The 23,203-nt window shown below is 73.7% G+C and carries 16 protein-coding genes; 9 read left to right on the top strand and 7 right to left on the bottom strand.

The genetic code is table 11. The annotated features are described in order from the left end of the window. Window positions 1-2 precede the first annotated feature (2 nt). From AC069X_RS14105 to AC069X_RS14075, 7 genes are all read left to right on the top strand, one after another. Window positions 3-6,284, top strand: coding sequence for a beta-ketoacyl synthase N-terminal-like domain-containing protein (locus AC069X_RS14105; RefSeq protein ID WP_478728419.1), 6,282 nt, complete (start codon window positions 3-5; stop codon window positions 6,282-6,284). After that, window positions 6,277-7,398, top strand: a complete 1,122-nt coding sequence (locus AC069X_RS14100) for a DNA alkylation repair protein (protein WP_478728417.1) — start codon at window positions 6,277-6,279, stop codon at window positions 7,396-7,398. The genes AC069X_RS14105 and AC069X_RS14100 overlap by 8 nt, the downstream gene beginning before the upstream one ends. Further along, window positions 7,395-11,396: a bifunctional SDR family oxidoreductase/pyridoxal phosphate-dependent aminotransferase family protein gene (locus AC069X_RS14095; RefSeq protein ID WP_478728415.1), complete on the top strand. Its 4,002-nt coding sequence runs from the start codon at window positions 7,395-7,397 to the stop codon at window positions 11,394-11,396. Before AC069X_RS14100 ends, AC069X_RS14095 begins: the two co-directional genes overlap by 4 nt. A gap of 85 nt (window positions 11,397-11,481) precedes the next feature. Continuing rightward, window positions 11,482-11,787, top strand: a complete 306-nt coding sequence (locus AC069X_RS14090) for a hypothetical protein (RefSeq protein WP_478728413.1) — start codon at window positions 11,482-11,484, stop codon at window positions 11,785-11,787. Continuing rightward, entirely contained in the window at window positions 11,787-12,959 is a 1,173-nt protein-coding gene (locus tag AC069X_RS14085) for an arginase family protein (protein WP_478728411.1), read from the top strand. Before AC069X_RS14090 ends, AC069X_RS14085 begins: the two co-directional genes overlap by 1 nt. Continuing rightward, entirely contained in the window at window positions 12,959-13,819 is an 861-nt protein-coding gene (locus tag AC069X_RS14080) for a thioesterase II family protein (protein WP_478728409.1), read from the top strand. Before AC069X_RS14085 ends, AC069X_RS14080 begins: the two co-directional genes overlap by 1 nt. Next, a complete protein-coding gene (locus tag AC069X_RS14075; protein ID WP_478728407.1) occupies window positions 13,816-15,417 on the top strand; it encodes an MFS transporter in 1,602 nt (533 codons plus the stop codon). The genes AC069X_RS14080 and AC069X_RS14075 overlap by 4 nt, the downstream gene beginning before the upstream one ends. Window positions 15,418-15,474: 57 nt before the next feature. Here AC069X_RS14075 and AC069X_RS14070 read toward each other — a convergent pair whose 3' ends face one another. Further along, window positions 15,475-15,873: a VOC family protein gene (locus AC069X_RS14070; RefSeq protein WP_478728405.1), complete on the bottom strand. Its 399-nt coding sequence runs from the start codon at window positions 15,871-15,873 to the stop codon at window positions 15,475-15,477. A gap of 222 nt (window positions 15,874-16,095) precedes the next feature. Between AC069X_RS14070 and AC069X_RS14065 the strand changes: the two genes are divergently transcribed. Continuing rightward, entirely contained in the window at window positions 16,096-16,425 is a 330-nt protein-coding gene (locus tag AC069X_RS14065) for a VOC family protein (RefSeq protein WP_478728403.1), read from the top strand. Window positions 16,426-16,480: 55 nt separating this feature from the next. Here the strand turns inward: AC069X_RS14065 and AC069X_RS14060 are convergent, their stop codons facing one another. Then, entirely contained in the window at window positions 16,481-17,071 is a 591-nt protein-coding gene (locus tag AC069X_RS14060) for a TetR/AcrR family transcriptional regulator (protein ID WP_478728401.1), read from the bottom strand. Window positions 17,072-17,431: 360 nt separating this feature from the next. Between AC069X_RS14060 and AC069X_RS14055 the strand changes: the two genes are divergently transcribed. Then, window positions 17,432-18,616 carry an alcohol dehydrogenase catalytic domain-containing protein gene (locus tag AC069X_RS14055; RefSeq protein WP_478728399.1) on the top strand — a complete coding sequence of 395 codons (1,185 nt, stop codon included), beginning with the start codon at window positions 17,432-17,434 and terminating at the stop codon, window positions 18,614-18,616. Between the two features lie 17 nt (window positions 18,617-18,633). Here the strand turns inward: AC069X_RS14055 and AC069X_RS14050 are convergent, their stop codons facing one another. The 5 genes from AC069X_RS14050 to AC069X_RS14030 form a co-directional block, all read right to left on the bottom strand. Then, window positions 18,634-19,824, bottom strand: a complete 1,191-nt coding sequence (locus AC069X_RS14050) for a cytochrome P450 family protein (protein ID WP_478728397.1) — start codon at window positions 19,822-19,824, stop codon at window positions 18,634-18,636. Further along, a complete protein-coding gene (locus AC069X_RS14045; RefSeq protein WP_478728395.1) occupies window positions 19,821-21,014 on the bottom strand; it encodes an MAB_1171c family putative transporter in 1,194 nt (397 codons plus the stop codon). The genes AC069X_RS14050 and AC069X_RS14045 overlap by 4 nt, the downstream gene beginning before the upstream one ends. Further along, window positions 21,011-21,538, bottom strand: coding sequence for a regulator component (locus tag AC069X_RS14040; RefSeq protein ID WP_478728393.1), 528 nt, complete (start codon window positions 21,536-21,538; stop codon window positions 21,011-21,013). Before AC069X_RS14040 ends, AC069X_RS14045 begins: the two co-directional genes overlap by 4 nt. Before the next feature lie 280 nt (window positions 21,539-21,818). Continuing rightward, window positions 21,819-22,274, bottom strand: coding sequence for a helix-turn-helix domain-containing protein (locus AC069X_RS14035; RefSeq protein WP_478728391.1), 456 nt, complete (start codon window positions 22,272-22,274; stop codon window positions 21,819-21,821). A 464-nt stretch (window positions 22,275-22,738) separates the two neighbouring features. Then, window positions 22,739-22,966 (bottom strand): CbtB domain-containing protein, encoded by a 228-nt coding sequence (locus AC069X_RS14030; protein ID WP_478725071.1) that lies wholly within the window; start codon window positions 22,964-22,966, stop codon window positions 22,739-22,741. Window positions 22,967-23,203 lie beyond the last annotated feature (237 nt).

Here is a 23,203-nt window from a genome sequence, read left to right as displayed (position 1 = left end):
CTGTGAGCGAGCTCGACACCCGCATCGCCGTGATCGGCCTCGCGGTACGGCTCCCGGGCGCCGAGGACGTCGTCGACCTGACGGCCCTGCTCGGCCGCGACGGCGTCGAGGTCGGCGAGGTCCCGCCCAGCCGGTGGGCCCCCGAACTGTACCGGGGCGAAGGCCCCCACCAGGGCAGGCACCACCGGGGCGCGTTCCTGGTGGACCCGTTCTCCTTCGACCACGAGGCCTTCGGCATGACCGCCGAGGACGCCGTGTTCCTCGACCCCCAGCAGCGGGTGATGCTGGAGGTCGGCGCCCGTGCCCTGGAGGACGCGGGGTACCGGGGAGTGCGCCGCAGGCTCGACGCGGGCGTGTTCGTCGGCGCCCGCATGAACGGCTACGGATTCGACCGGGGCCGGGGACAGGTCCCGCCCGGCACGCCCGGGTCCCCGGCCGAGACCGGGCCCGCCGCACTGTGGGGGCGGTCGCAGAACTTCACGGCGGCCTGGCTGTCCGACCGCCTGGACCTGGCGGGCCCGAGCCTGGTGGTCGACACCGCCTGCTCCTCCTCGCTGTCGGCGGTCTGGCTGGCCTGCCAGAGCCTGGCGGCCGGGACCTGCGAACTCGCCCTGGTCGGCGCGGTGGACCTGCTGATCGACCCGCTGACCTTCGTCCTCCTCTCCCGCACCGGGGCGCTCTCCCCGGACGGGCTGTGCCACACCTTCGACAGCAGGGCCAACGGCTACGTGCCCGGGGAGGGCGCCGCCGCCCTGGTCCTGAAGCCGATGCCGGCGGCGCTGGCCGACGGCGACGTCATCCTCGGAGCCGTCAGCGGGGTCGCCGTCAACAACGACGGCCGCACCATGGGCGTCACCACACCGAACCTCGAAGCCCAGATCGACCTGCTGGACAAGGCCTACCGGACGATCGACCCGGCGACCGTCCAGTACGTGGAGGCACACGGCACCGGCACCGCGATCGGCGACCCGATCGAAGTACGGGCACTGACCGAGGTGTTCGCCCGGCACGGCGTCCCGCGCAACTCGGTGGCGCTCGGCTCGGTCAAGCGCCGCATCGGCCACCTGCACTCGGCATCGGGCCTGGCCGGACTCGCCAAGGTCATCATCGCGCTGCGCGAGGGCACCATCCCGGCCGTGGCGGTGGAGTCGCCCAACCCGCGCCTGGGTCTCGCCGACAGCCCCTTCCACCTGCCCGGCACCAGCCTGCCCTGGCCCGATGCGCCGGTGCGCCGGGCCGCGGTGAGCGGATTCGGGTTCGGCGGCACCAACGCCCACGTCGTGGCCGAGGCCGCCCCCGTACCGGCCCCGGCCCCGGCCGGCCCGGCGGACGGCGGGCGGCCCGGGCCCGTCCACGTGCTGCCGCTGTCCGCCGACAGCCCGTACGCGCTGCGCGAACTGGCGGCGCAGTGGCTGGAGTTCCTGCCCTCCCTCGCGGACGGCCCCGGCGGACTCGGTGACGCGTGCGCCACCGCCCGCCTGGCCCGGCCGCACCGCACCGAGCGGATCGCCGTCGTGGGGGCGGACGCCGGCCGGCTCGCCGACGCCCTGCGCGCATGGCTCCTGGCGCCCGCCGCCCCGGACTCCCGAACCGCCGGCACCTCCCGCGCCACCGTGTCGGTACGCCCCGGATCCGCCGCGGCCCCGCCGGCGTGGCTGGTCGCCCTCGACGCCTCCTCCCCGGCCGTGCACGAGGTCGTCGGCCTCTTCGAATCGGCCACCGGCACCCCGCTCGACGCGTTCACCGGCGAACTGCTGCGGATCCTTTCCGCCGTCGCCCTCACGATCGCCCTGCGCGACCTGGGGCTGCCCGAGGACGCGGTCGACCTGCCCCCGGGCTGGGGGGCGATCGGGGACTTCGTACGGGGCCGTGTTCCGCTGGAGCGGGCACTGGCCGACGTCCTGCGCGACGACACGGACCCCTCCCGCCGGACGGAGGACACCGGGGAGCAGGCCGGCACCGACGCCGCCGCCCTCCTGGCCGGGGCCCGCGACGGCCGGGAGGTCACCGGGGTACTCGCCGGCATCGCCGCCCGGCTCTTCCAGGCGGGCCGGGACATCGACTGGGCCGCGTTCCAGCAGACCACCGGCGCGGCGTGGAACAAGCGCCTGCTGCCCCACGCCCAGCAGCGCGGCCGGGCCCTGAACCTCGCGGAGCCGCTGCGCTCGGCCGAACCCGGTTCGCCCGCCGAGCTGGTGTCCGACGAAGGAGCGGCCGGGTACACCTACGCCCGGGTCTTCGGCCCGGCCGAGGCCCCGATCGCCCAGCACGCCGTGTACCGGACGCTCATGCTGCCGGGGGTGGCGTGGTTCGACTTCCTGCGCGAAGGCGCGGCGCTGCGCGGCGAAGCCTTCCACGGTGCGCGGGACGTCCTCTTCCACCGCCCGCTCATCGCGTCCCGGGCCCGCCGGGTCGTCTGCCGGGTCCTCGCGGACGGCGCCTTCAGGGTGGAGGACGGCGAGAGCGGGGAGCCCTACGTCACCGGCAGGCTCGTCACGGAGGAGCCCTCCGGGCCGCGGCCGGCCGTCCCCCTGGACACCCTGCTGGCCGACTGCGCGCGCTCCACGGTGCACGCGGGCTCGGGCCTCTACCGTTGGCTGCGCCGGATCGGCTACCACCACGGCCGCTACTACCGGAACATCTCCTGGGTGGCGAGCCTCCCCGACGGCGGCACGCTGGCCCGCGTCGAGGGCGTCCGCCAGCGGGAGATGAACCCGGCCGGCGTCCAGCTGTTCCCCGGGCTCCTGGACAGCGTGACGGTCGCGGCGATCGACCCGGCGAACCCCGTGTTCGGCGCGACGGACGCCTCCGCGTTCATCCCGCTCTCGGTGGGCCGGCTGGACGTCCTCGGACCGCTGGAGGCCGCCGCGTACGTACGGACGGAGATCGCCTTCTGGAACGACGAGGCCTGCCGGGTCACCCAGACCGTCACCGACGAGGCGGGCACGCCCCTGCTGGTCTTCGGGGACATGTCGTCCAAGCGGGTGCCCGTCCGGGCGTTCAGCGCGGGGGAGACCCCCGAGTCGGCGGTGCCGTCGGTGCCGTCGGTGCCGTCGGTCCCGTCCGTGCCTTCCGTGCCCGAGGCGCAGCCGGCGCCGCAGCCGCCCGCGCCCGTCCCGGCGCCGCCCCGCCCTGCGGCCCCCGCAGTTCCGGCGGCCCCCGAGGCTCCGACCGTTCCTGCGGCTCCTGTCGCCCCTGCTGCCCCTGCCGCCCCTGCCGCTTCACGGTCCGGGCGGGCGCTCGCCTGGTTCCTGGCCTTGACGAACACCCCCACGGAGGACGCCGATACGGAGTTCCTCTCCGCCGGCTTCGACTCCGTCGCGCTGGTCAAGCTGAGCGAGCGCATCTCCGAGGAACACGGCGTGTCCCTGTACCCGACCGTCTTCTTCGAGTACCCGACCCCCCGGCAGTTCGCCGAGTTCCTCGTGGAGGAGGAGCCGGGACTCGTCGACGCGCTGGCGGCCCCGGCCGCCCAGCCGCGGGAGGCCGCTCCGCACACCGAGCCGTTTTTTCCGGAGCCCGCCGCCCCGGCCCCGCCGGCGGAGCCCGGGCCCGCGGAGCCGGCACCGACGGCGCGGGCGGCCGCCACGGCCACTGCGCGCGTGACGGAGCCCGCACGCGTGACCGAGCCGCCCGCGGCCGCCCCGGAATCCAGGCCGCGCGACGTCGCCGTCGTGGGCGCCGCGGTCCGACTCCCCACCGCGGGCGATCTGACGGCCTTCGCCGAGCTCCTCGTGGAGGGCCGGGACACGGTCCGGGCGCTGCCCGAGGGCCGTTGGCGGGACGCGGACGGGCCGGTCCCGTACGCCTCGTTCCTGGACCGGGTGGACGAGTTCGACCCGGCCCCCTTCCGGATCTCGGCCCGCGAAGCCCCTCTGATCGATCCGCAGGCGCGCATCGTCTACGAGACGATCTGGGAGGCCCTGGAGGACGGCGGCCGGATCGGCACGCGCGCCCACGGCCGCACCGGTCTGTGGATCGCCTACAGCCACGACCACTATCACGAGGAGCGGGTGCGCCACGGCGTCCCCGACGGCCGGGGCCTCGGCCTGGAGGCGATGATCGCCAACCGGCTGTCCTACCTGATGGACTGGCACGGCCCGAGCGGACTCGTCAACACCCTCTGCTCCTCCTCGCTGGTCGCCCTGCACTCGGCACTCCAGCACCTGCGGACCGGCGACATCGACACCGCGGTGATCGGGGCCGTGCACGCCGGCATCAGCCCGGAGTACTTCCGCTCCATGGGCGACCTCAAGGCCCTCTCGCCCCGGCACCGCAGCCGCGCCTTCGACAGCACCGCCGACGGTTTCGTCCCGGGCGAAGGAGCCGTGGCCGTGGTCCTGCGCCGGTACGACGACGCCCTGCGCGACGGCGACCGCATCCGGGGCGTGGTCAAGGGGGCCGCCGTCAACCACGGCGGCCGCACCACCCGCTACTCCGCACCCAGTCCGCGCGCACAAGCGGACGTGATCTCCGCCGCGTTGCGGGATGCGGGGGTGCCGGTGGAGTCGATCGGTCTGGTGGAGGCGCACGGTACCGGTACGGGTCTGGGTGATCCGATCGAGGTGGAGGGTCTGACGCGTGCGTGGCGTGGTGTGACGGGTCGTTCGCAGTTCTGTGCGATCGGTTCGCTGAAGGGGAATGTGGGGCATCTGGAGCCGGCCGCCGGTCTGGCGGGGCTGGTGAAGGTGCTGCTGGCGATGGAGCACGGTGTGGTTCCGCCGTCGTTGCACGTGGTGCGGCCCAATGATCACATCCGGTTCGAGGAGTCGCCGTTCTATCTGGCCGATCGTGCGGTGGAGTGGCCCCGGGGTGAGGGTCCGCGCCGTGCCGCGGTGAGCGCGTTCGGCATGGGCGGGGTGAACGCTCATGTGATCGTGGAGGAGGCGCCGGCTGTGCCGGTGCGGGAGGTGGTGGCGCAGGACTCGTACGTGGTGCGGGTGACCGCGGCCGACGAGACGGCGCTGAAGACCCTCGCCGGCGCCTATGCCGAGGGACTGGAAGCCGGGTCCGTGGAGGAGCCGGGGGACTTCGCCTTCACCGCGAATGCCGGGCGTGCCGGGCATCGCTTCCGGGCGGTGGTGCAGGGTGCCGATGCCGGTGAACTGGCCGCCGGCCTGAGGAGTGTGGCGGAGGGCTGGGTTCCCGCTTCCCGCACAGGTGGTGTCTCCGCCCCGAACGTGTTCATGTTCACGGGTCAGGGGTCGCAGTACGCGGGCATGGGCCGTGGTCTGTACGCGGCGGAGCCGGTGTTCCGGGCGGCGTTGGACGAGTGCGCCGGCCTGCTGGTGCCGCATCTGGACGTTGTGTTGCCGGAGTTGCTGTTCGGTGGCGCGGCGGGCTTGCTGGACCGGACGCGGTACGCGCAGGTGGGGATCGTGGCGGTGCAGGTGGCGCTGGTGCGCTGGCTGGAGTCGGTCGGTGTCCGCGCGGATGCCGTGGCCGGGCACAGTCTGGGCGAGCTGACGGCCGCGTGGGCGGCGGGTGTGCTGGGGCTGGAGGATCTGCTGCGGCTGACCGCGCTGCGCGGCCGGTTGATGGAGGAACAGCCGGGTCACGGGGCGATGGCGGCGGTCCACGCCGACGCCGGCGCGGTGGTGTCGGCGCTGGCCGCGTATCCGGGTGTGGAGGTCGCGGCGTTCAACTCGCCGCGTGTGGTGACGGTTTCGGGGCCGGCGCAGGCGGTGGAGGCCTTCCGTCAGGGTTCGGGGCTGCGGACCACGCCGCTGGTGGTCAGCCACGCCTTCCACTCCGCGCTGATGGACGGCGCGGTGACTCCGTTCACCCAGGCGGTGGCGGGCACGCCGCTGGCGGCTCCGGTGCTGCCGTTCGCCTCCGGTGTCTCCGGCGGGTGGCACACGCCGGAGTCGGCGGCGGATCCCGCGTACTGGGGTCGTGCGATGCGGGAGCCGGTGCGGTTCAGCGAGGCGGTGGCCACGCTGGGCGGGCTGGGCGCGGGTGTGGTGTGGGAGATCGGCTCGCATCCGCAGCTCACGCCGCTCGCGCGTGCCTCGTGGGGTGAGGGGCAGCCGTTGTGGCTGAGTACCCTGCGCCGTGATCGTGTGGATCAGGCCGAGTTGCACGCGGCGCTGGCCGCGTACGTGAACGGGACCCCGGCCGATCTGGACTGGTCGGGTCTGCACGCCGGCAAGGGGCAGCGGACGGTCACCGTCCCCACTTACCCCTTCACCCGGCAGCGGTTCTGGATATCCGCCGACCCGCACGGCACGAGCATCACGACGAACAACGAGAACGAGACGAAGAGGCACCAGAACCATGGCTAGCGAATACGGACTCAAGCGACACTTCAACGGTGAGGCGGCACGCCTGATCGGCGACAGGATCCGCGCCGTCCACCCCGGCTTCGACGTGGAGGGATACGCGGCCGAGGTCGAGGCGCGCATTCCCGGCAAGGAACTGAAGGACCGCGTCCTCGTCCTGGCCGAAGGACTGCGCACCCGCCTGCCCGCGGACTACCCCGCGGCCCTGCCGATCCTCCTGTCCGTACTCGGCGACGAACTCGCCGAAGGCGAGGGCATGTTCAACGCCAGCTGGTACCTCATGCCGGTCGCCCGCTTCGTCGAGGAGTACGGGCTCGACCACCCCGAGGAGTCGCTGGACGCCATCGAGGAGATCACCAAGCGGCACACCGGCGAGTACGCCATCCGCCCCTACCTCGAACAGCACCACGTGCTGACGATGCAGCGCGTCGCGCAATGGGCCCTGAGCCCGAGCCACAACGTGCGCCGCCTGGCGACCGAGGGCGTCCGCTCCCGGCTGCCCTGGGCCCGGACCCTGACCGTGTTCGTCAAGGACCCGCTGCCGGTCCTGGAGATCCTCGAACCGCTGCGCAGCGACTCCTCCGAGTACGTGCGCAAGTCCGTCGCCAACAACCTCAACGACATCTCCAAGGACCACCCCGACGTCGCGCTCGCGACCGCGCTGCGGTGGCTGGAGGAGAGCCCGACCCCCGAGACCAACTGGATCGTCAAGCACGGGCTGCGCACCCTCGTGAAGAAGGGCGACCAGCAGGCCCTGGCCATCCTCGGGGCGACGGGCGGCGAGCACGTCCGGGTGCCCCGGCTGCGGATCACCCCCGGGTCCGTGACGCTCGGCGACACCCTCCTGATCAGCTTCGACATCGAGAACACCGACGAGCGGCCGCACAGCATCGCCGTCGACTACGTGGTGCACCACGTGCGCAAGAACGGACGCAGCATCCCGAAGGTCTTCAAGCTGACCACACTCGAACTCGGCGCCGGCGAGCAGCGGTCCCTGGAGAAGGCGCACGCCATCAGGGAAGTGCAGACCCGCCGTTACTACCCCGGGGAGCACAGCATCGACATCCAGGTGAACGGCCTCGTCCAGGCCACCGGACGATTCGACCTCCGCACATGAGCGGCCTCGGAACACTCCTGAACGCGGCCGATCCGCTCGTCCACGACCACCGGATCGGCGGCATTCCGGTCGTCCCCGCCGCCGCGCAGATCGACGCCATGCTGTCGGCCTGCGATGCCGGACGCCCCGACTGCCAGTGGACGCTGACGCAGGTCGCCTTCCGGGCGCCCCTGCTCGTCGCGGGCGCCGGTGCCGAGATCGAGGTCCGTACGGGCGAGGACGGCCGGTGCGTGCTCCGATCCGTGCGCCCGGAGGACGACGGCGGGCCGGTCGAGCACAGCAGCGCCCGGGCGGCGGGCAGCCCGCTCCGCGCGCCCCGCTACATCGACGTGGCGGCGCTGCGGGCAGGCTGCACGGAGCAGGTGCCGCTGGCGGCCGTGGACGCGTGGCGCGAGGCGAGCGGGATCGCGTACGGGCCGGCCTACCGGGTGATCCGGTCGGCGCACCGCGGCGCGGACCGCATGCTGCTGATGCTCAGGGCCTCCGACGGCCCGGACACGGCGTCGGTGTCGCCCTTCGTGCCGCCGCCGTTGCTCGACAGCGTCTTCCAGGCGCTCGGCATGCTCGACGGCGGTGCGGCCGGGGCGTGCCTGCCCTGGTACGTCGGCAGGCTGGTGGCCCGCCGGCGGATCTCCGGCACGGTGATCGCCCTGGTCGAGCGGGACGAGCCGGCCGACGCCGGGAGCCGGGGCGGTGCCGTACGGGGACGGGCCACGGTCTGCAACCAGCAGGGGGAGGTGCTGCTGGAACTGGACCGCATCACCCTCAAAGCCGCCGGACCCGCGCTGTCGGCGAGCGCCGGGGCGGCGGAGCCGGAGCGGGAGCCGGAGCCGTCCGCGGAGGCGCCGGTGGTGCCGGTCGCGCCGGTCGCGCCGGTGGGGCCGTCCGTGGTGCCGTCGATCGAGACCGTCGTCTGGCGGGAGACCGGCCCGGCTTCCGCGCCGCAGCAGGCGGCCGAGGGGTCCGTACTGGTCGTCTCCGCGGGGGCCCTCCGCGGCCCGGAGGGCCGGCGCGTCCTGCACCTGACCCCGGCGCAGCTCTCGGCCGAGGGCGAGGACGCCCTGCCGGCCGGCACCGACGTCCGGGAGGTGGTCTACGTGGCACCGCGCGGGCTCACCGGCGGGGCCGAGGTGACACGGGCCCTTCAGGAGGTGTTCGCGCTGGTGCGCCGGCTCGCGGCCCGCCCGCCGATGCCCGCCCTCCTGATCGTCACCGCCGGCGCCCACCAGGTGACGGCGCGGGACCTCGTCGACCCCTTCATGACCGCCCTGTGGGGCCTCGGCCGCACACTGCGGGTCGAGCACCCCCGCAGCAGGGTCCGCCTCCTCGACCTCGGCCCCGGCGAAGGGGCCGGCCCGGAGGGCGAGGACGCCGCGGCCGTGTGGACGGCGCTCGGCCAGGACCGGCCGGAACTCGCCCGGCGCGGCGACACCTGGTACGAACCCTCCGTACGGCCCCACGCGCTCACGGGCGCGACCGGCCCGGAGCGCTACCGGGGCGGCCGCTTCCTGATCACCGGAGGCATGGGCGGCATCGGGCTGAGCGTCGCGGAGTTCCTCGCGGAGCAGGGCTGCGCCCACCTGACCCTGGCCGGGCGGACCGTGCCCGACCGGGGCGGGGCCCGGGAACGCCTGGACCGGCTCGCGGAACGCTGCGACCTGGCCGTCGTGGCGTCGGACGTCCGGACCCTGCGCGAGGCACTGCCCGCCGACGCGCGCTACGACGGGGTGTTCCACGGCGCCGGAGTGCTGCGCGACGGACTGGCGCGCGGCCTGACCCCGGAGCAGGTGGACGCCGTACTCGGGCCCAAGATCGGCGGCGCGCACGCGCTCGCCGACCTGGTCTCCGGCGACGAGAGGCCCCCGTTCGTCGCCCTGTTCTCCTCGGTCGCGGCGGTACGGGCGAACCTCGGCCAGAGCGCCTACGCCGCGGCCAACGCCTACCTGGACGGCTACGCCGCCCGCCAACGCGCCCAGGGCCGGCCCTGGTACAGCCTCGGCTGGGGCCTGTGGACCGTCGGCATGGGCGAGTCCATCGCCCCGAAGGCCGCCGCGCACGGCGTCCCGGCCCTCACCGAGGACGACGGCATCGACCTGCTCCGTACGGTCCTGGGCCAGCCACCCGCCCACTACGTTCTGTCCGCCGCCGCGAAAGCGAGGGAAGTACCCATGACTGCTCCCACGTCCGAAACCGGACTGTGGCCGTCGCTCACCCGGGCGATCGGCAAGGTCCTGCTCGTCGACGGCGTGGCCGCCGAGGACGATCTGCTGGAACTGGGCCTGGACTCGATGATGGCCGTCGAGCTGGCCGCTGAACTGACCCCGGACGGGCTCGACATCGACCCGATGGTGTTCTTCGAGCACACCAACGTCGGCGCGCTGCTGACCCACCTCGAATCGCTCCCGCGGACCGCTCCCGCCCCGGCGTCCCGGCCCGCCCCGGCCGCATCCCCCGCCCCGGCCGCCGCCCCCGCACCGGCCGCCGCTCCGGTGCCCCGGCCCGCCCCCGCACCGGTCCGTGAGGTGCCTCCGGCGGCTCCGGCGGGCGCGGCACGCCCCACCGTGCCGCAGCAGCGCCCGGCGGCCGCCGCGGGCCCGGCCCCCGCCGACTCCTTCGTCCCCGACTGGGACCGCTTCAGGGACGTGCCGCAGGCCCCGCCCGCCCCCGCCCCGGCGCCCACCCCCGCCCCGGCGCCCGCCCCCGCCCCGGCACCGGCCGCAGCACCCGCCCCCGCGCCCGCCCCCGCACCCGCGGCGGACCGGATACCGAGGCGGACCCTCCCCGGCCGGCTGGCCGACGCTCCCGACGGCCGGTTCCTCGACCGCCGCATCGACGCCCTGTCGGCGGAGGACCGCCTGCTCGTCGCCAAGGACGAGTACTTCTACGAGCCCGTCATCGAGGAGGCGACGGGCCCCCGGATCAAGTTCGACGGCCGGTGGTTCCTGAACTTCGCCTCCTACAGCTACCTCGGACTCGTCGGTCACGACTACATCGACGACCAGGTCCTGCGCGCCGTCGAGCGGCACGGCACCGGCGCGCACGGCGTGCGGCTGCTGGCGGGCACCCTGCACCTGCACCGAGAGCTGGAACTGGCCCTCGCCCGCTTCCTGGGCACCGAGGACGCCATCGTCTTCTCCAGCGGCTACATGGCGAACGTGGCGACCGTCGGCGCTCTCGTGGGCCCCGGCGACTTCGTCATCGGCGACGTCTACAACCACGCCAGCATCCTGGACGGGTACCGGCTGTCCGGCGCCTCGGTCATCACCTACGCCCACAACGACCTCGCCGACCTGGAACGCGCCCTGCGCAAGGCGGGCGACGCGGGCCGGCTGGTCGTCACCGACGCCGTGTTCAGCATGGACGGCGACGTGGCCGACCTGCCCGGCATCGTGGAACTCTGCGAGCGCTACGACGCCCCGCTGATGGTCGACGAGGCGCACAGCCTGGGCGTGCTCGGCGACACCGGCCGCGGCATCACCGAGCACTTCGGCATCGACCCGGCACGGGTCGACGTCAAGATGGGCACCCTCTCCAAGACGGTGCCGAGCGCCGGCGGCTACGTCGCCGGGTCCCGGGACCTCGTCTTCGCGCTGAAGAACAACGCCCGGGGCTGGATGTTCTCGGCCGCGGCGACCCCCGCCCAGGTGGCGGCGGCGAAGGCGGCGGTCGAGGTGATGGCGGCCGCTCCGTCCCTCACCCGGGACCTGCGCGCCAAGACCACCCGCTACCGCGACCAGCTGCGCGCCCTCGGCTTCGACACCCTGGCCAGCGAGACACCGGTGGTGCCGATCATCTGCACGACCGCCGACCAGGCGAAGGCGATGGCCCGGCTGTGCCAGCTCGACGGCCTCTTCGTCCAGCCGATCGTCTACCCGGCCGTGCCGCGCACGCTGCCGCGGCTGCGGACCATCGTCAACCTCAGCCACTCGGACGCCGACCTCGACGCGGCCGTCGTGACGCTGGAGAAGGCCGGCCGCGCCTGCGGCCTCATCCACTGAGCGCCGACCGGCGCGAACGCTCCACAGGAATGGCCGGACACCACCGTGCGCCGAGCGCCGCACGGCAACCAAGGGGGTAACGAGCATGACCGACATAGACACCACGGCGTTCTTCGGAGCGGTTCTGAAGACCATCGCCTCGACCCGCAACCACGGCACCGACCAGGGCGAGTTCGCGTCCGGCGTGGTGGAGCCCACCGCGCGGATCCGCACCTTCGAGAAGGAGGTCGGAGCCCGGCGGCTCACCACCACCGAGGCCGGGGAGGTGCTCGGTCTGCTGGAGACGACGCTGAGCACCAAGCGCACACCGGACGAGGAGCGCGAGTACTACCTGCGGTACATCGAGAAGGTCGCCGGGATCAGCCGGGCCTCGCTGGGCGTGTCCGTCTGATGAGCCCCTCCCGTCTCGCGTGGTACAGCCACGAGATCTGCTTCTGGCACGACCCCGGTCCCGGATCGGGGTACGTGCCGGTCGGACCGGGCATCGAGCCGCTGCGCCAGTTCGCGGTCGACCCCGACCTCCGGCGTGCCGAAGGACTGGTGAAGGCGTCCGGGGTGATGGACCGGTTTACCGCCCTCACCCCGGCGCCGGCCTCCGACGAGGAACTGCTGCTCGTGCACGTACCCGAACACATCGAGCGGGTCGAGGCGGCCTCGGCGGCCGGCGCGGGTGACGCGGGCGTCTACGCGTACGTCAACTACCACAGCGCACAGGCCGCACGGCTCGCCGCCGGCGCCTGCGTGCAGGCCGCCACGGGCGTCATGGAGGGCCGCTTCGACCGGGCGTACTGCCTCGTGCGGCCGCCCGGCCACCACGCGGAGCCGGACCGGGCGATGGCCCTGTGCCTGTACAACAACCTGGCGGTGGCCGCCCGCGCCGCCCAGCGCCGCGGGGCCCGCCGGGTGCTGATCCTGGACTGGGACGTCCACCACGGGAACGGCATCCAGCGGACGTTCTACGAGGACCCCGACGTGCTGTACGTATCGGTGCACCAGGACGGGCTGTTCCCGGCGGCGTCCGGCCGCGTCCTGGAAACCGGCTCGGGCGACGGAGCGGGCAGCACGCTCAACGTGCCGCTGCCCGCCGGCTCGGGCGAGGGCGCCTACCTCGCCGTGATGGACCGGATCGTGGAGCCGGCCGCCCGGGCGTTCCGCCCGGACCTGATCCTGGTGGCGGCGGGGGTCGACGCGAGCGGCCACGACCCCATGGGCCGGATGATGTGCACCAGCCGCACCTTCCACACCATGACCTCGGCGATGTGCCGGCTCGCGGACGAACTGACCGGGGGCAGGATCGTCTTCGCCCACGAAGGCGGCTACTCGGCGTGGTACCAGCCGATGCTGGTCCTGGGCACGGCGGCGGCGATCGCCGGTCTGCCGGCCCCGCAGGACCCGTTCCTGCACTCCCTGGAGCACCTTCCCGGCCAGCGCCTCCAGCGGCACCAGGAGCGGGTGATCACCCACCTGGAGGAGCACCACCCGCTGCTGGCGGGCTCCTCGTCCGGGGCCGTGCCGAGGGCCGCCGCGGCGCCTGCGGCCGTGCCCGCGAACGGGGGGCCCTGATGGGCGGCTGGTGGATGACGGTCGGCAGCGGTGCCCGCCGGGCGGCCGGTGCCGGCCCGGTGCCGGGCCCCCGGGCCCGCCCCCGGTTCCGGGTCGTGGCGCTCCCGCACGCCGGCGGGTGGCCCTCCGCGTTCCGCTCCTGGTGGCAGGTGCTGGCCGAGGACGTCGAGTGCGTGATCGCCCAGCTGCCCGGCCGGGGCGCCCGCATCAACGAGCCGCCCCTGACCCGCGTCGAGCCGCTGGTGGAGGCCCTCGCGCGGGACCTCGCGGAGCTGGAGCCGCTGCCTTACGCGGTCATCGGGCACAGCTTCGGCAGCGTGCTCGGATACGAACTCACCCGCGCCATGGAGCAGAAGGGACTGCCGCCCACCCTGCTGGCCGTCTCGGCCCGCCAGCCCCCCTGCTTCCCCAGCGAGCCCCCGTTCGCGCACCTGCGCGACGACTCGGAGCTGATGGGGCACCTGACGGACATCGGAGGGATGTCCCCGGGGCTGACGGAGCGCGCCGACCTGATGGGTCCGTCGCTCCGCGCGATCCGTGCCGACCTGGAGGCGATGGAGACCTACCGGCGCCCCCTGACCGGCACCCGCGTCCCCATCCTGGCGCTCAGCGCCGTCGACGATCCGGTGGTCATCGACGACCGGATGCACCTGTGGTCGCTGGAGACCTCGGGCGGATTCGGCCGGCAGACCTTCACCGGAGGCCACTTCTACCTCTACACACCCGCCAACGCGGCGACGGTCGCCGCGCGCCTCGTGCCCGCCCTCGACGACCCCCCGCCGAGGACGCCCCCCTCCGCACCCCCGCCGAGGACGCTCCCCTCCACACCCCCGCCCTATGACCGTGTCGGGCACCGATGAGCACCACCCCGAAAGGAACTACCGTGAGCACCCACGCTGAGACCCCCTTACTGGCCGGACCCCGGGAGTGGCTGGGCCTGGCCGTACTGGCGCTGCCCACCCTGCTGCTGTCCATCGATGTGAGCGTGCTGCACCTGGCGGTACCGCACATCAGCGAGGGCCTGAACCCCTCGGCCTCGCAGATGCTGTGGATCATCGACATCTACGGCTTCCTGATCGCCGGCTTCCTGGTGACGATGGGGACGCTCGGCGACCGCATCGGCCGCCGCAAGCTGCTCCTCATCGGCGCGGCCGCGTTCGGCCTCGCCTCCCTGGCCGCCGTCTTCGCCGACGGACCGGCCACGCTGATCGCGGCGCGGGCGGCGATGGGCATCGCCGGAGCCACGCTGATGCCCTCGACCCTCGCCCTGATCATCAACATGTTCGCCGACGCGCGGCAGCGCGGCGTGGCGATCGCGGTCTGGGTCACCATGTTCTCGGTGGGCATCGCCCTCGGCCCGGTGGTCGGCGGCGCCATGCTCGAGTACTTCTGGTGGGGTTCGGTCTTCCTGCTCGGGGTGCCCATCATGGCGCTGCTCCTGGTGGCGGGTCCCGCCCTGCTGCCGGAGTACCGTGACGAGGAGGCCGGCCGGCTCGACCTGGCCAGCGTGCTGCTGTCGCTCGCCGCGATCCTGCCGGTGATCTACGGCCTGAAGGAGATCGCCAACGAGGGGGTCGGTCCGGTCCCGCTCGGGGCGCTCGTCGTGGGGCTGGCCCTCGGCGTGGTGTTCGTCCGCCGGCAGCGCACGCTGGAGAGCCCGCTGCTGGACCTCGGCCTCTTCCGCAGCCGGACGTTCCGCACCGCGCTGGTGACGCTGCTGCTCAGCATGCTCGTGGCCGGCGGCACCTACCTGACGGTGACGCAGTTCCTCCAGCTCGTCGGCGGACTGTCCCCGATGACGGCCGGCCTGTACCTGCTGCCCGCGGCCTTCGCCCTGATCGTGACGGCGGTGGTGTCCCCGATGGCGGCGGCCAGGTACCGTCCCGCGTACGTCGTCGCCGCCGGCGTGGTCCTGTCCGGCATCGGTCACCTGGTGCTGGCCTTCGCCGACAGCTCCTCGGGCATCGCCCAGGTGGTGACCGGCTTCGCCCTCGTCTACGCCGGAGGCGGTCCGCTGATCGCCCTGGGCACGGACATCGTCGTCGGATCGGCCCGGCCCGAGCAGGCCGGATCGGCCGCGGCCCTCTCCGAGACGAGCACCGAACTCGGCATGGCGCTGGGCGTGGCCCTGCTCGGCAGTCTCGGGACCGCCGTGTACCGCAGCGGGGTGGACGTCCCCGCGGGTGCGCCGGAGGGCGCCGGTGAGACCCTCGCCGGAGCGGTCGAGGCGGCACGGGACCTCTCCGGCGACGCGGCGGCCACCCTGCTGGCCTCTGCCCGGGAGGCCTTCACCGACGGCCTGAACCTCATCGGCGGCATCGGGGCGCTCGTGGCGTTCGCCTCCGCCGTGCTGGTGGCGGTCGTCATCAAGCTGCCGGCCACCGGAGCGGGCGGGGACCCCGCCGCTTCCGACGGTGAGGCCGACGCCGCCGTCCCCGCGGTGAACGTGGAGGCCTGACGCGCCTCGCCCACGCTGCCGGTGCGGTCCGCGTCCCAGGACGCGGACCGCACCGGCCTAGGCCGTGGGGGCGATCGGCGTGATGACGTCGATCAGGACGCCGTCGGGGGCGGCCACTATGAAGTGCCTCTGGCCGAACGCCTCGCTGCGCAGCGGGAGTTCGGGCCGCAGCCCGGCCTCGCCCACGAGGCGCGCGTACTCGGCGTCCACGTCGGCCACCTCGAAGTTGAGGAGCAGCCCCCGCGCCGGCCGGCGGAAGGCCTCCGGCACGGACTCGTGCCCGGCGGCGACCAGGGCGAGTTCGTAGTGCGGCGGCTCGGGCCGCCGCAGGCTGACGTACCAGTCACTGGTGTAGGTCGTCTCGAATCCGAACAGCGAGGTGTAGAACGCCGCGGACTCGCCGAGCCGCTCGGTGCAGAGCACGGGATAGAAGCTGGTCAGGGCGGAGGAGGTCATCGCGGCACCGTTCTGGGGCGGGTAGGCGGTCGTCTCATCCCAACGACGCGGCCCGCCCGTGCGTCACGCCCGCCGGGGGACGGGCGGGTCATGTCCGGGACGTGGCCCGCCCGTTGAGGGGGCGGGCCGTGTTGACATGCCGACGGTACGTCACTAGCTTCAGTTCGCGTACTGTTGGTACGCGAACGGAGATGGCGTTCCATGCTGAGCAGCTTCTGTCCCGTGATCTGCACCTCGAGGCCGGAGGAATCCCGCAGTTTCTACAACAGACTGTTCGGTTTCACCGCCACCTACGTGACCCCGTGGCACGCCGGCCTGAGCCGGCCCGGCTCGCCGCGCCACGAGCTCACCCTGCTCGACCACACGCATCCGGACCTGCCCGAGGCCCTCCGTCGGCCGGTGCGCGCCGCACGGCTCGTCCTCACGGTGGAGGACCGGCCGCAGGAGTGGGCGCGGCTCGCGGCCCTGGGGGCGGTGGGACGCCCGGGCCGCAAACACCTGGTCGTCACGGATCCCAGCGGGGTCCGGATCGACATCGTCGCCGCGGCCTGACCGGACCGGACCGAGCTGTTCCGGATGCGGGCCCGGCGGCGGCGCGTGCGTGCGCTCACTCCGCCCGCAGCGCCTCCAGCATCCGCGCCAGCGCCCGCCGGGTGTCCTCCAGATCGGCGGGGTCCTCCGACGCCGCCAGCCACAGCGCCGCCTCGTTCATCGCCCCCGACAGGAGGTGGGTGAGCGGCGCCACCGGCTGGGCCGCGATGGTGCCCTCCGCGATCAGGACGGTGAGCGCCTCCGCCAGGTGCCGGCCCGAGGTGGCCTCGTTCATCGCCCGCCACTCCCGCCAGCCGAGCACCGCCGGCCCGTCGACGAGCATGATGCGCTGGAGCGCGGGGTCGGTGGAGGCGCTGAGGAACGCCTGGCACCCCGCGGCGAGCTGCTCCCAGGCGTGCTCCTGGGCGTCCGCCGTCGCCGCGACGTGCGCGGCGACCTCCTGCTGCACCTGCTCCAGCACCGCCCGGAACAGCTCCGCCTTGCTGCCGAAGTGGTGGTAGAGCGCCCCCTTGGTGACCCCGGCGGCCCGGACGATCTCCGACAGTCCCACGGAGGCGTAGCCCAGGGTCGAGAAGAGCCGCCGGCTTTCCAGGAGCAGGGTCTGCCGCGTCTGTTCGCGCTGCTGTGCCCTGACCCCGCTCGTCATCGTGGTACCCCCCGTCTCCGGCCCGTCCATGGCATCGGCACACCGTACTTCGCCGCCGCGGGCACGGGCGAGCCGCCCGGGCCCTGACCAGGACACCGCCGTCCCGGCCGTCCGCCTCGCCCGTTTCCCCGGCCCACCGCCGTGGGACACCTGCCCGCCCTCACCCGGCCCGGAGGCGGCCGGGCGTACCCCGCGCCCGGCCCGTGTCGCACCGAACGAACCGGGCGCGGGCCGCTTGAAGAGCCCGGCACCGGGCAGGCGTGCCGGTACGGGTGCCGACGACGCCGTTGCCCGGCGCACAGGTCGGTGAACTCCCCGGAGCCCTCTCCAGCCGACGTGTGACCGAGGAGGCGAGGTGCGATGAGAGCCGTGACCTGGCAGGGCCGCCGCAAGATCGAGGTGGTGACCGTCCCGGACCCGCGGATCGTCGATCCCACCGACGCCGTGATCGAAGTGACGACGACGGGCCTGTGCGGATCGGACCTGCACCTGTACGAGGTGCTCGGCCCGTTCCTGGACGCGGGGGACGTCCTCGGCCACGAGCCGATGGGAGTCGTCGCCGAGGTGGGGCCCGGGGCACGGGAACTGAAGGCCGGAGACCGGGTCGTCGTCCCGTTCAACGTGTCCTGCGGCAGGTGCTTCATGTGCGAGCGGGGCCTGCACTCGCAGTGCGAGACGACTCAGGTCCGCGAGCACGGCAGCGGCGCGAGCCTCTTCGGGTACACGAAGCTCTACGGTCAGGTGCCCGGCGGACAGGCCGAGTACCTGCGCGTCCCCTTCGCGGACACCCTCCCCATCCGGGTTCCCGAAGGGCCGCCGGACGAACGGTTCGTGTACCTGTCGGACGTCCTGCCGACCGCCTGGCAGGCCGTCGTCTACGCCGGAGTCCCGCCCGGAGGCAGCGTCGCCGTCCTGGGCCTCGGGCCGATCGGCGACATGTGCACCCGCGTCGCCGCCCATCGCGGGGCCGGCAAGGTGATCGGCGTCGACCTGGTGCCCGAACGCCTGGCCCGCGCCTCCGGCCACGGCGTACAGGTCTACGACCTGTCCCAGTACGGGGACCAGCTCGTCGACGCCGTCCGCGACGCGACCGGCGGCCGCGGCCCGGACGCCGTGATCGACGCCGTCGGCATGGAGGCCCACGGCGGCGTGGCCGCCAGGGCCGCGCAGACCGCCACCGGCCTGCTGCCGGACACCCTGGCGTCCGCCCTCATGAAGAAGGCCGGCGTGGACAGCCTGGCCGCCCTGAGGCTCGCCGTCGAACTCGTACGCCGCGGCGGCACCGTCTCCCTCTCCGGCGTCTACGGCGGAGCCGCCGATCCGCTGCCGCTGCTCACCATGTTCGACAAGCAGATCCAGCTGCGCATGGGCCAGGCCAACGTCCGCCGGTGGGTCGACGACCTGCTGCCCCTGCTGACCGACGCAGACCCCCTCGGCGTCGAGGGCTTCGCCACCCACCACCTGCCCCTGGACGACGCCCCACAGGCGTACGCAGACTTCCAGAAGAAGCGGGACAACATGGTGAAGGTCCTCTTCCACCCCTGACGCGTACGCGCTGTCGGTCAGCCGAGCACGAGGGGGAGGGCGGTCAGCCCGCGGGTCAGGCGGGTCCGGCTCCAGGTCAGGGCCTCCTCCGGGACGGCCAGGCGGGTGTCGGGGAAGCGGGTCAGCAGGGCGCGCAGGGCGATCTCCGCCTCGGCCCGGGCCAGGGGCGCGCCCGGGCAGCGGTGGATGCCGTGGCCGAAGGAGAGGTGGCCGCCGGCGTCGCGGTCCAGGTCGAGGCGGCCGGGGGCGGGGAACGCCGCCGGGTCGCGGTTCGCGGCGCCCGGGGCGATGAGCACCGGGCAGCCCGCCGGGATCCCGACGCCGCCGACGCTCAGGTCCTCCGTACTGTGGCGGAACGTGGCCACGCTGACGGGGGAGTCGAAGCGCAGCAGTTCGTCGAGGGCGCCGGGGATCAGGTCCGGGTCCCGGCGCAGCCGGTCGAGGGCCTCCGGGTGCCGGAGCAGGGCCAGGACGGCGTTGCCGATGAACCGCGTGGTGGTCTCGTGCCCGGCGACCAGGAGGAGGACGGCCAGGGACACGGCCTCCTCCCGGTCGAGGCCGCCCTCGTCGCAGGCGCGCAGGAGGGAGTGGAGTGGGCCGTCGCCGGGGTTCGCGCGGGCGGTGTCGGTCAGGTCGGTGAGGTAGTCGCCGATGCGGTGCGAGGCGGCGTCGATCAGCGCGGTGTCGGTCGCGTCGAAGAGGTCGTGGGACCAGCCGGCGAGCGTGGCGCGGTCGGCTTCGGGTACGCCCAGCAGCTCGCAGACGACGGTGACCGGCAGCGGTACCGCCAGCTCCGCCACCAGGTCGACCCGCGCGCCCGGCTGCCACGCCGCCGTGAGGCGGTCCACGACCGCGGTGATGAACGGGCGCAGCTCCCGGACGCGGCCGGTCGTGAACAGCGGGGTCGCCACCCGCCGGTGGCGCGTGTGTGCCGGAGGGTCGCTCGCCAGCATGTTGCGGGAGACCGCCGGGTGCAGGTTGCGGTCCGACGGGCGGCCGGCGAAGAAGCGGGCCGTGTCCTTGGACAGGCGGGGGTCGGTGAACGCCTCGCGGGCCTCGGCGTGACCGGTGATCAGGTACGCGTGGTGGCCGCCGGAGCCGGTGGGGACCCGCTGGACGGGGCAGCGTTCGCGCAGCCCGTCGTACGTGGGGTAGGGGTCGGTGAAGAAGCGCGGGTCGCGCAGCGGGTCCTGCCGCGGGGCGGTCACGAGGCCGCTCCGGCGTTCTCGGGTGCGGGGCGGCGCGCGTAGGCGGCGGCCACGAGCAGCAGCCACGCCGTCTCCGCCGGGAGGTCGCCCTTGCGGGAGCGGGTGCCGGCGGCGGGCGGGGCCTCGTCGCCGTCGAGGGGGAGTCCGGTGCGCTTCGCGTGGACGGCCGCGGCGATGACGGCCGCCTCCACCTCGGCGTCGCCCTCGGGGGTGCCGGCCGTGCCCCGGCGGGCGGCCTCGGCGGCCGCGGCGTCCTGTACCGACGCCTGACGGTGGCGGCGCAGGGCCAGCACGCAGTCGTTGATCTCGATGACCCGGCGGTGGAGGTGGAAGTCGAGGTCGTGGGCGTCGGCTCCGTCGCCGTCCGGGTCGAGCACCACTTCGGGCACCGCCGAGGTGACCTCGCGCCACAGGGGTTCCAGCGCGGCGAAGGACTTCCGTTCCCAGCGGCGGCGGCGCAGCTGGCCGAGCGGCCACAGCAGGGCGGGCAGGGTGAGCCCGACGGTGATGAGGAGCACGGCGACGGCGGGCGCGGTCACGCTGAACGCGCACCGGAAGGGGGTCAGCGGGGTCGAGCACCGGGCGCCGTCGGGCACGAGCCCCAGCCCGAGGCCGATGGAGACCAGGGCGAAGAGCTTGTACGCGGCGTAGACGAGGGCGAAGCCGCAGCCGACCGAGGTCGTGCGCAGGCCCCAGCGCTGACTGCGGCGCGTCGACCGCTTGGACTGGGCCCAGGTCTGCAGCAGGAAGTCCTTGGCCGTGTAGCCGAGGTAGGAGATGTAGATCAGTACGTAGCAGGCGTACAACGCCGGGTTGCGTCCGGTGAGTTGTTCGGCGGTGAAGAAGGCGGTCATGCCTGCGGCGCAGGCCGCGAGGGCGATGACGCGCAGCCGGATCTGCCGCCGGGCGCTCTCGCGGTCCAGGTTCAGCTGGAAGAGGAAGGCGAGCACCGAGGTGGCCGCCGTCAGGGTGAAGGTGTTGCTGAGGAGCCGGGCGACGTGCGGGACCACCGACTCGACGGCGTGTTCCACGGCGGGGGCGTACGAGGCGAAGGCGAGGGCGAACGAGGTCAGCAGGGCCGCCATCGCCCAGGTGCCCGTGGGGCGTCGTCCCCCGCGTCCCCGCGCCACCCAGTAGGCGGCGAAGCACAGCAGCACGACGGCCGTGCCCGTGAAGAGGATGTTGATCATTTCCGGTGGCGCTTCTTCCTGTGTGGCTTGGCGAACAGCGCGTCCCAGCTCTCGGCGCCGCTGGCGGGCCGGCTCGGCGGGCCTTCGCGTCCCCGGTACATGAGCTGCCGGATCACGCTGGCCATCACCTCGGCCTCGCGTTCGTCCTCGCTGGTGTAGCTGGTCCGGCCGGACATGCGCTGGACGAGGGTCGGGTTGAACCCGATCGCGCGCAGGGTGTCCTGGTCCAGTTCCAGACTGCCGGGGTGGTCGCAGATGATGTGGCTGATCTCGTGGGCGAGGATGTGGTTCTGGTGGAGGGGGGAGGTGGCCTCCTCGTAGAACAACAGGTCGGCGTCCGGGGTCTCCAGACGGATGCCGCACGGGGCGTCCAGGGCGCCCAGCGTGCTCAGCGGACGCAGGATGATGGGGCGTCCGCGTTGTTCGGCCACGGCGTCGCGGAGGTCGCGGGTGCTGAAGCGGTGCGGGAGCCGAAGGGCCTCGACGCGCGCCTCACACGAGGCGCGGAGCTGCTCGAAGTCCATGTCCTCACTCTGGTGAAGCCGGTCGGGGGTGGTCGGCCGGGGCGAACCCCTCCCTGGAATCCCTGGAATCCCGCGGATCCCTGGAAGTCCGGTTGCGCGCCCCATGCTGACATGTTCGCGACTTCGCTTCGAGCGCGGGGTGCCGCCGAGTCCGGCCCGCGCGGCGCGGGATGCCGGGCTTGTGCCGGGAAACGCCGGATGCCCCCCTGCGGTCGGGCGGTCGCAGGGGGGTGTGCCGTACCGGGGCGGGGGGCCGAACAGAAGCCGCCCGGCGCGCGGTTCAGTCGTCCAGGTCGAGGTCCTGCGGGAAGTCGTCGGTGGTGAGCCCTTCGAGCTTGCGGGCCTGCTCGATCACGGTGGACAGCATCTTCAGGCTGTCGACGCTCAGGCCGTTGGCGCGCAGGGCCACCTTGCGGACGTCCTGGTCGCGCATGGCGGCGAGGAGGTCGATCTCCGCCCGGGTGCGTTCGGCCGCCGCGCTGTCGACGAAGTAGCCCGCCGGTACGCCGAAGAAGTCGGCCAGGGCCTTGATGGTGTGCCGTGTCGGGTTCTTCTTGGCCCCGGTGCGCAGCTGCTGGATCGCGCTCGCGGTCACCCCGCGCCCCTCGCCGGTCGCGGCCTTGCGGATTCCTTCCGCGACCTCCGCGTACGTGTAGGGCCCCCGGGACGGGGGGTGCACCTCGCGGAAGAGGTGGTCCAGGAGTTGGGCGAAGCTGGGCGGCTGTTCGTTCTCCACGTACACGACCTCCTTGCGTGATGCCGAGCTCTTGCCCACCACAGTGTTTCTCGAAGCCCGTCGGGCCGGCACCGGCAACACTTTGGTTGACGCCGGATAGTCACTCTGGTGTACGTTACCAATGCTTCGTCACCACTGAAGTGTTGCGCGGGAAGTGGGTGGCGTGGCCGGACGGGTCGCGGTCGAGCTTCACGGGGGTGAGCTCGGCCCGCGGCCCGGTACGCGGTGGCCGCGATCCGTCGTGGCCCGTGCGCCGGACTGCCCTCGCGCGGGGCCCGGAGCGGGCTATGGTGGGGGCGAGGCCCCGCGTCATCCCCCGTGCGCGGGGCCTCACTTGCCGCCCGGAAACGGCCAGAGCCCCGGCGTCCCGGATGTACGGGAGGCCAGGGCTCTGCGGACGGCCGTGACGGGCCCGTATCGGGGCCTGTCGGGCCGGGGTGCTGCGGGTGCCTCTCGGCGGCCCCTCAGTGGCAGGGGAAGCCGAGGAGGTGGCGCCCGTCGTGGACCCACTCGTGGACGGCCTCGCCGGAGAACACTGCGGTGGCGCCCTGTTCGGCGCCGACGAAGTAGAGGGCGACGAGCATCAGCAGGCCGGTGAAGAGCGCCCAGGGCAGGACGGCCTTGACGGGCAGGGGGGCCGACGGGGAGACGGCGGGGGCGGGGATGGCTGCGGAAGCGAGTGCCTCGGCCATGGTGGAACCTCCTCGGGGAACGACGCGTCCCCTGTGGTGGCGCGGAACGACGGCTCCGAGGGTCTGACTCACCGCGGCACCACCCGGGGGTGCTGCCGCAGCACACAGTGGCGCGACCATGCCGGATTCGCACCGGACTTCCGTCTCGCCGTCGTCGCTATGGGTGGATGTCGCCGTGACGGTACCGCCCCGCACGCGGTCCGACCAAGCGGATGAGTCGCTGATCACACACGCCGC

The organism is Streptomyces sp. NPDC043896, assembly GCF_056435605.1.
The sequence above is the reverse complement of the archived record's forward strand: the minus strand, read 5'-3'. Positions and strand labels throughout refer to the sequence as shown.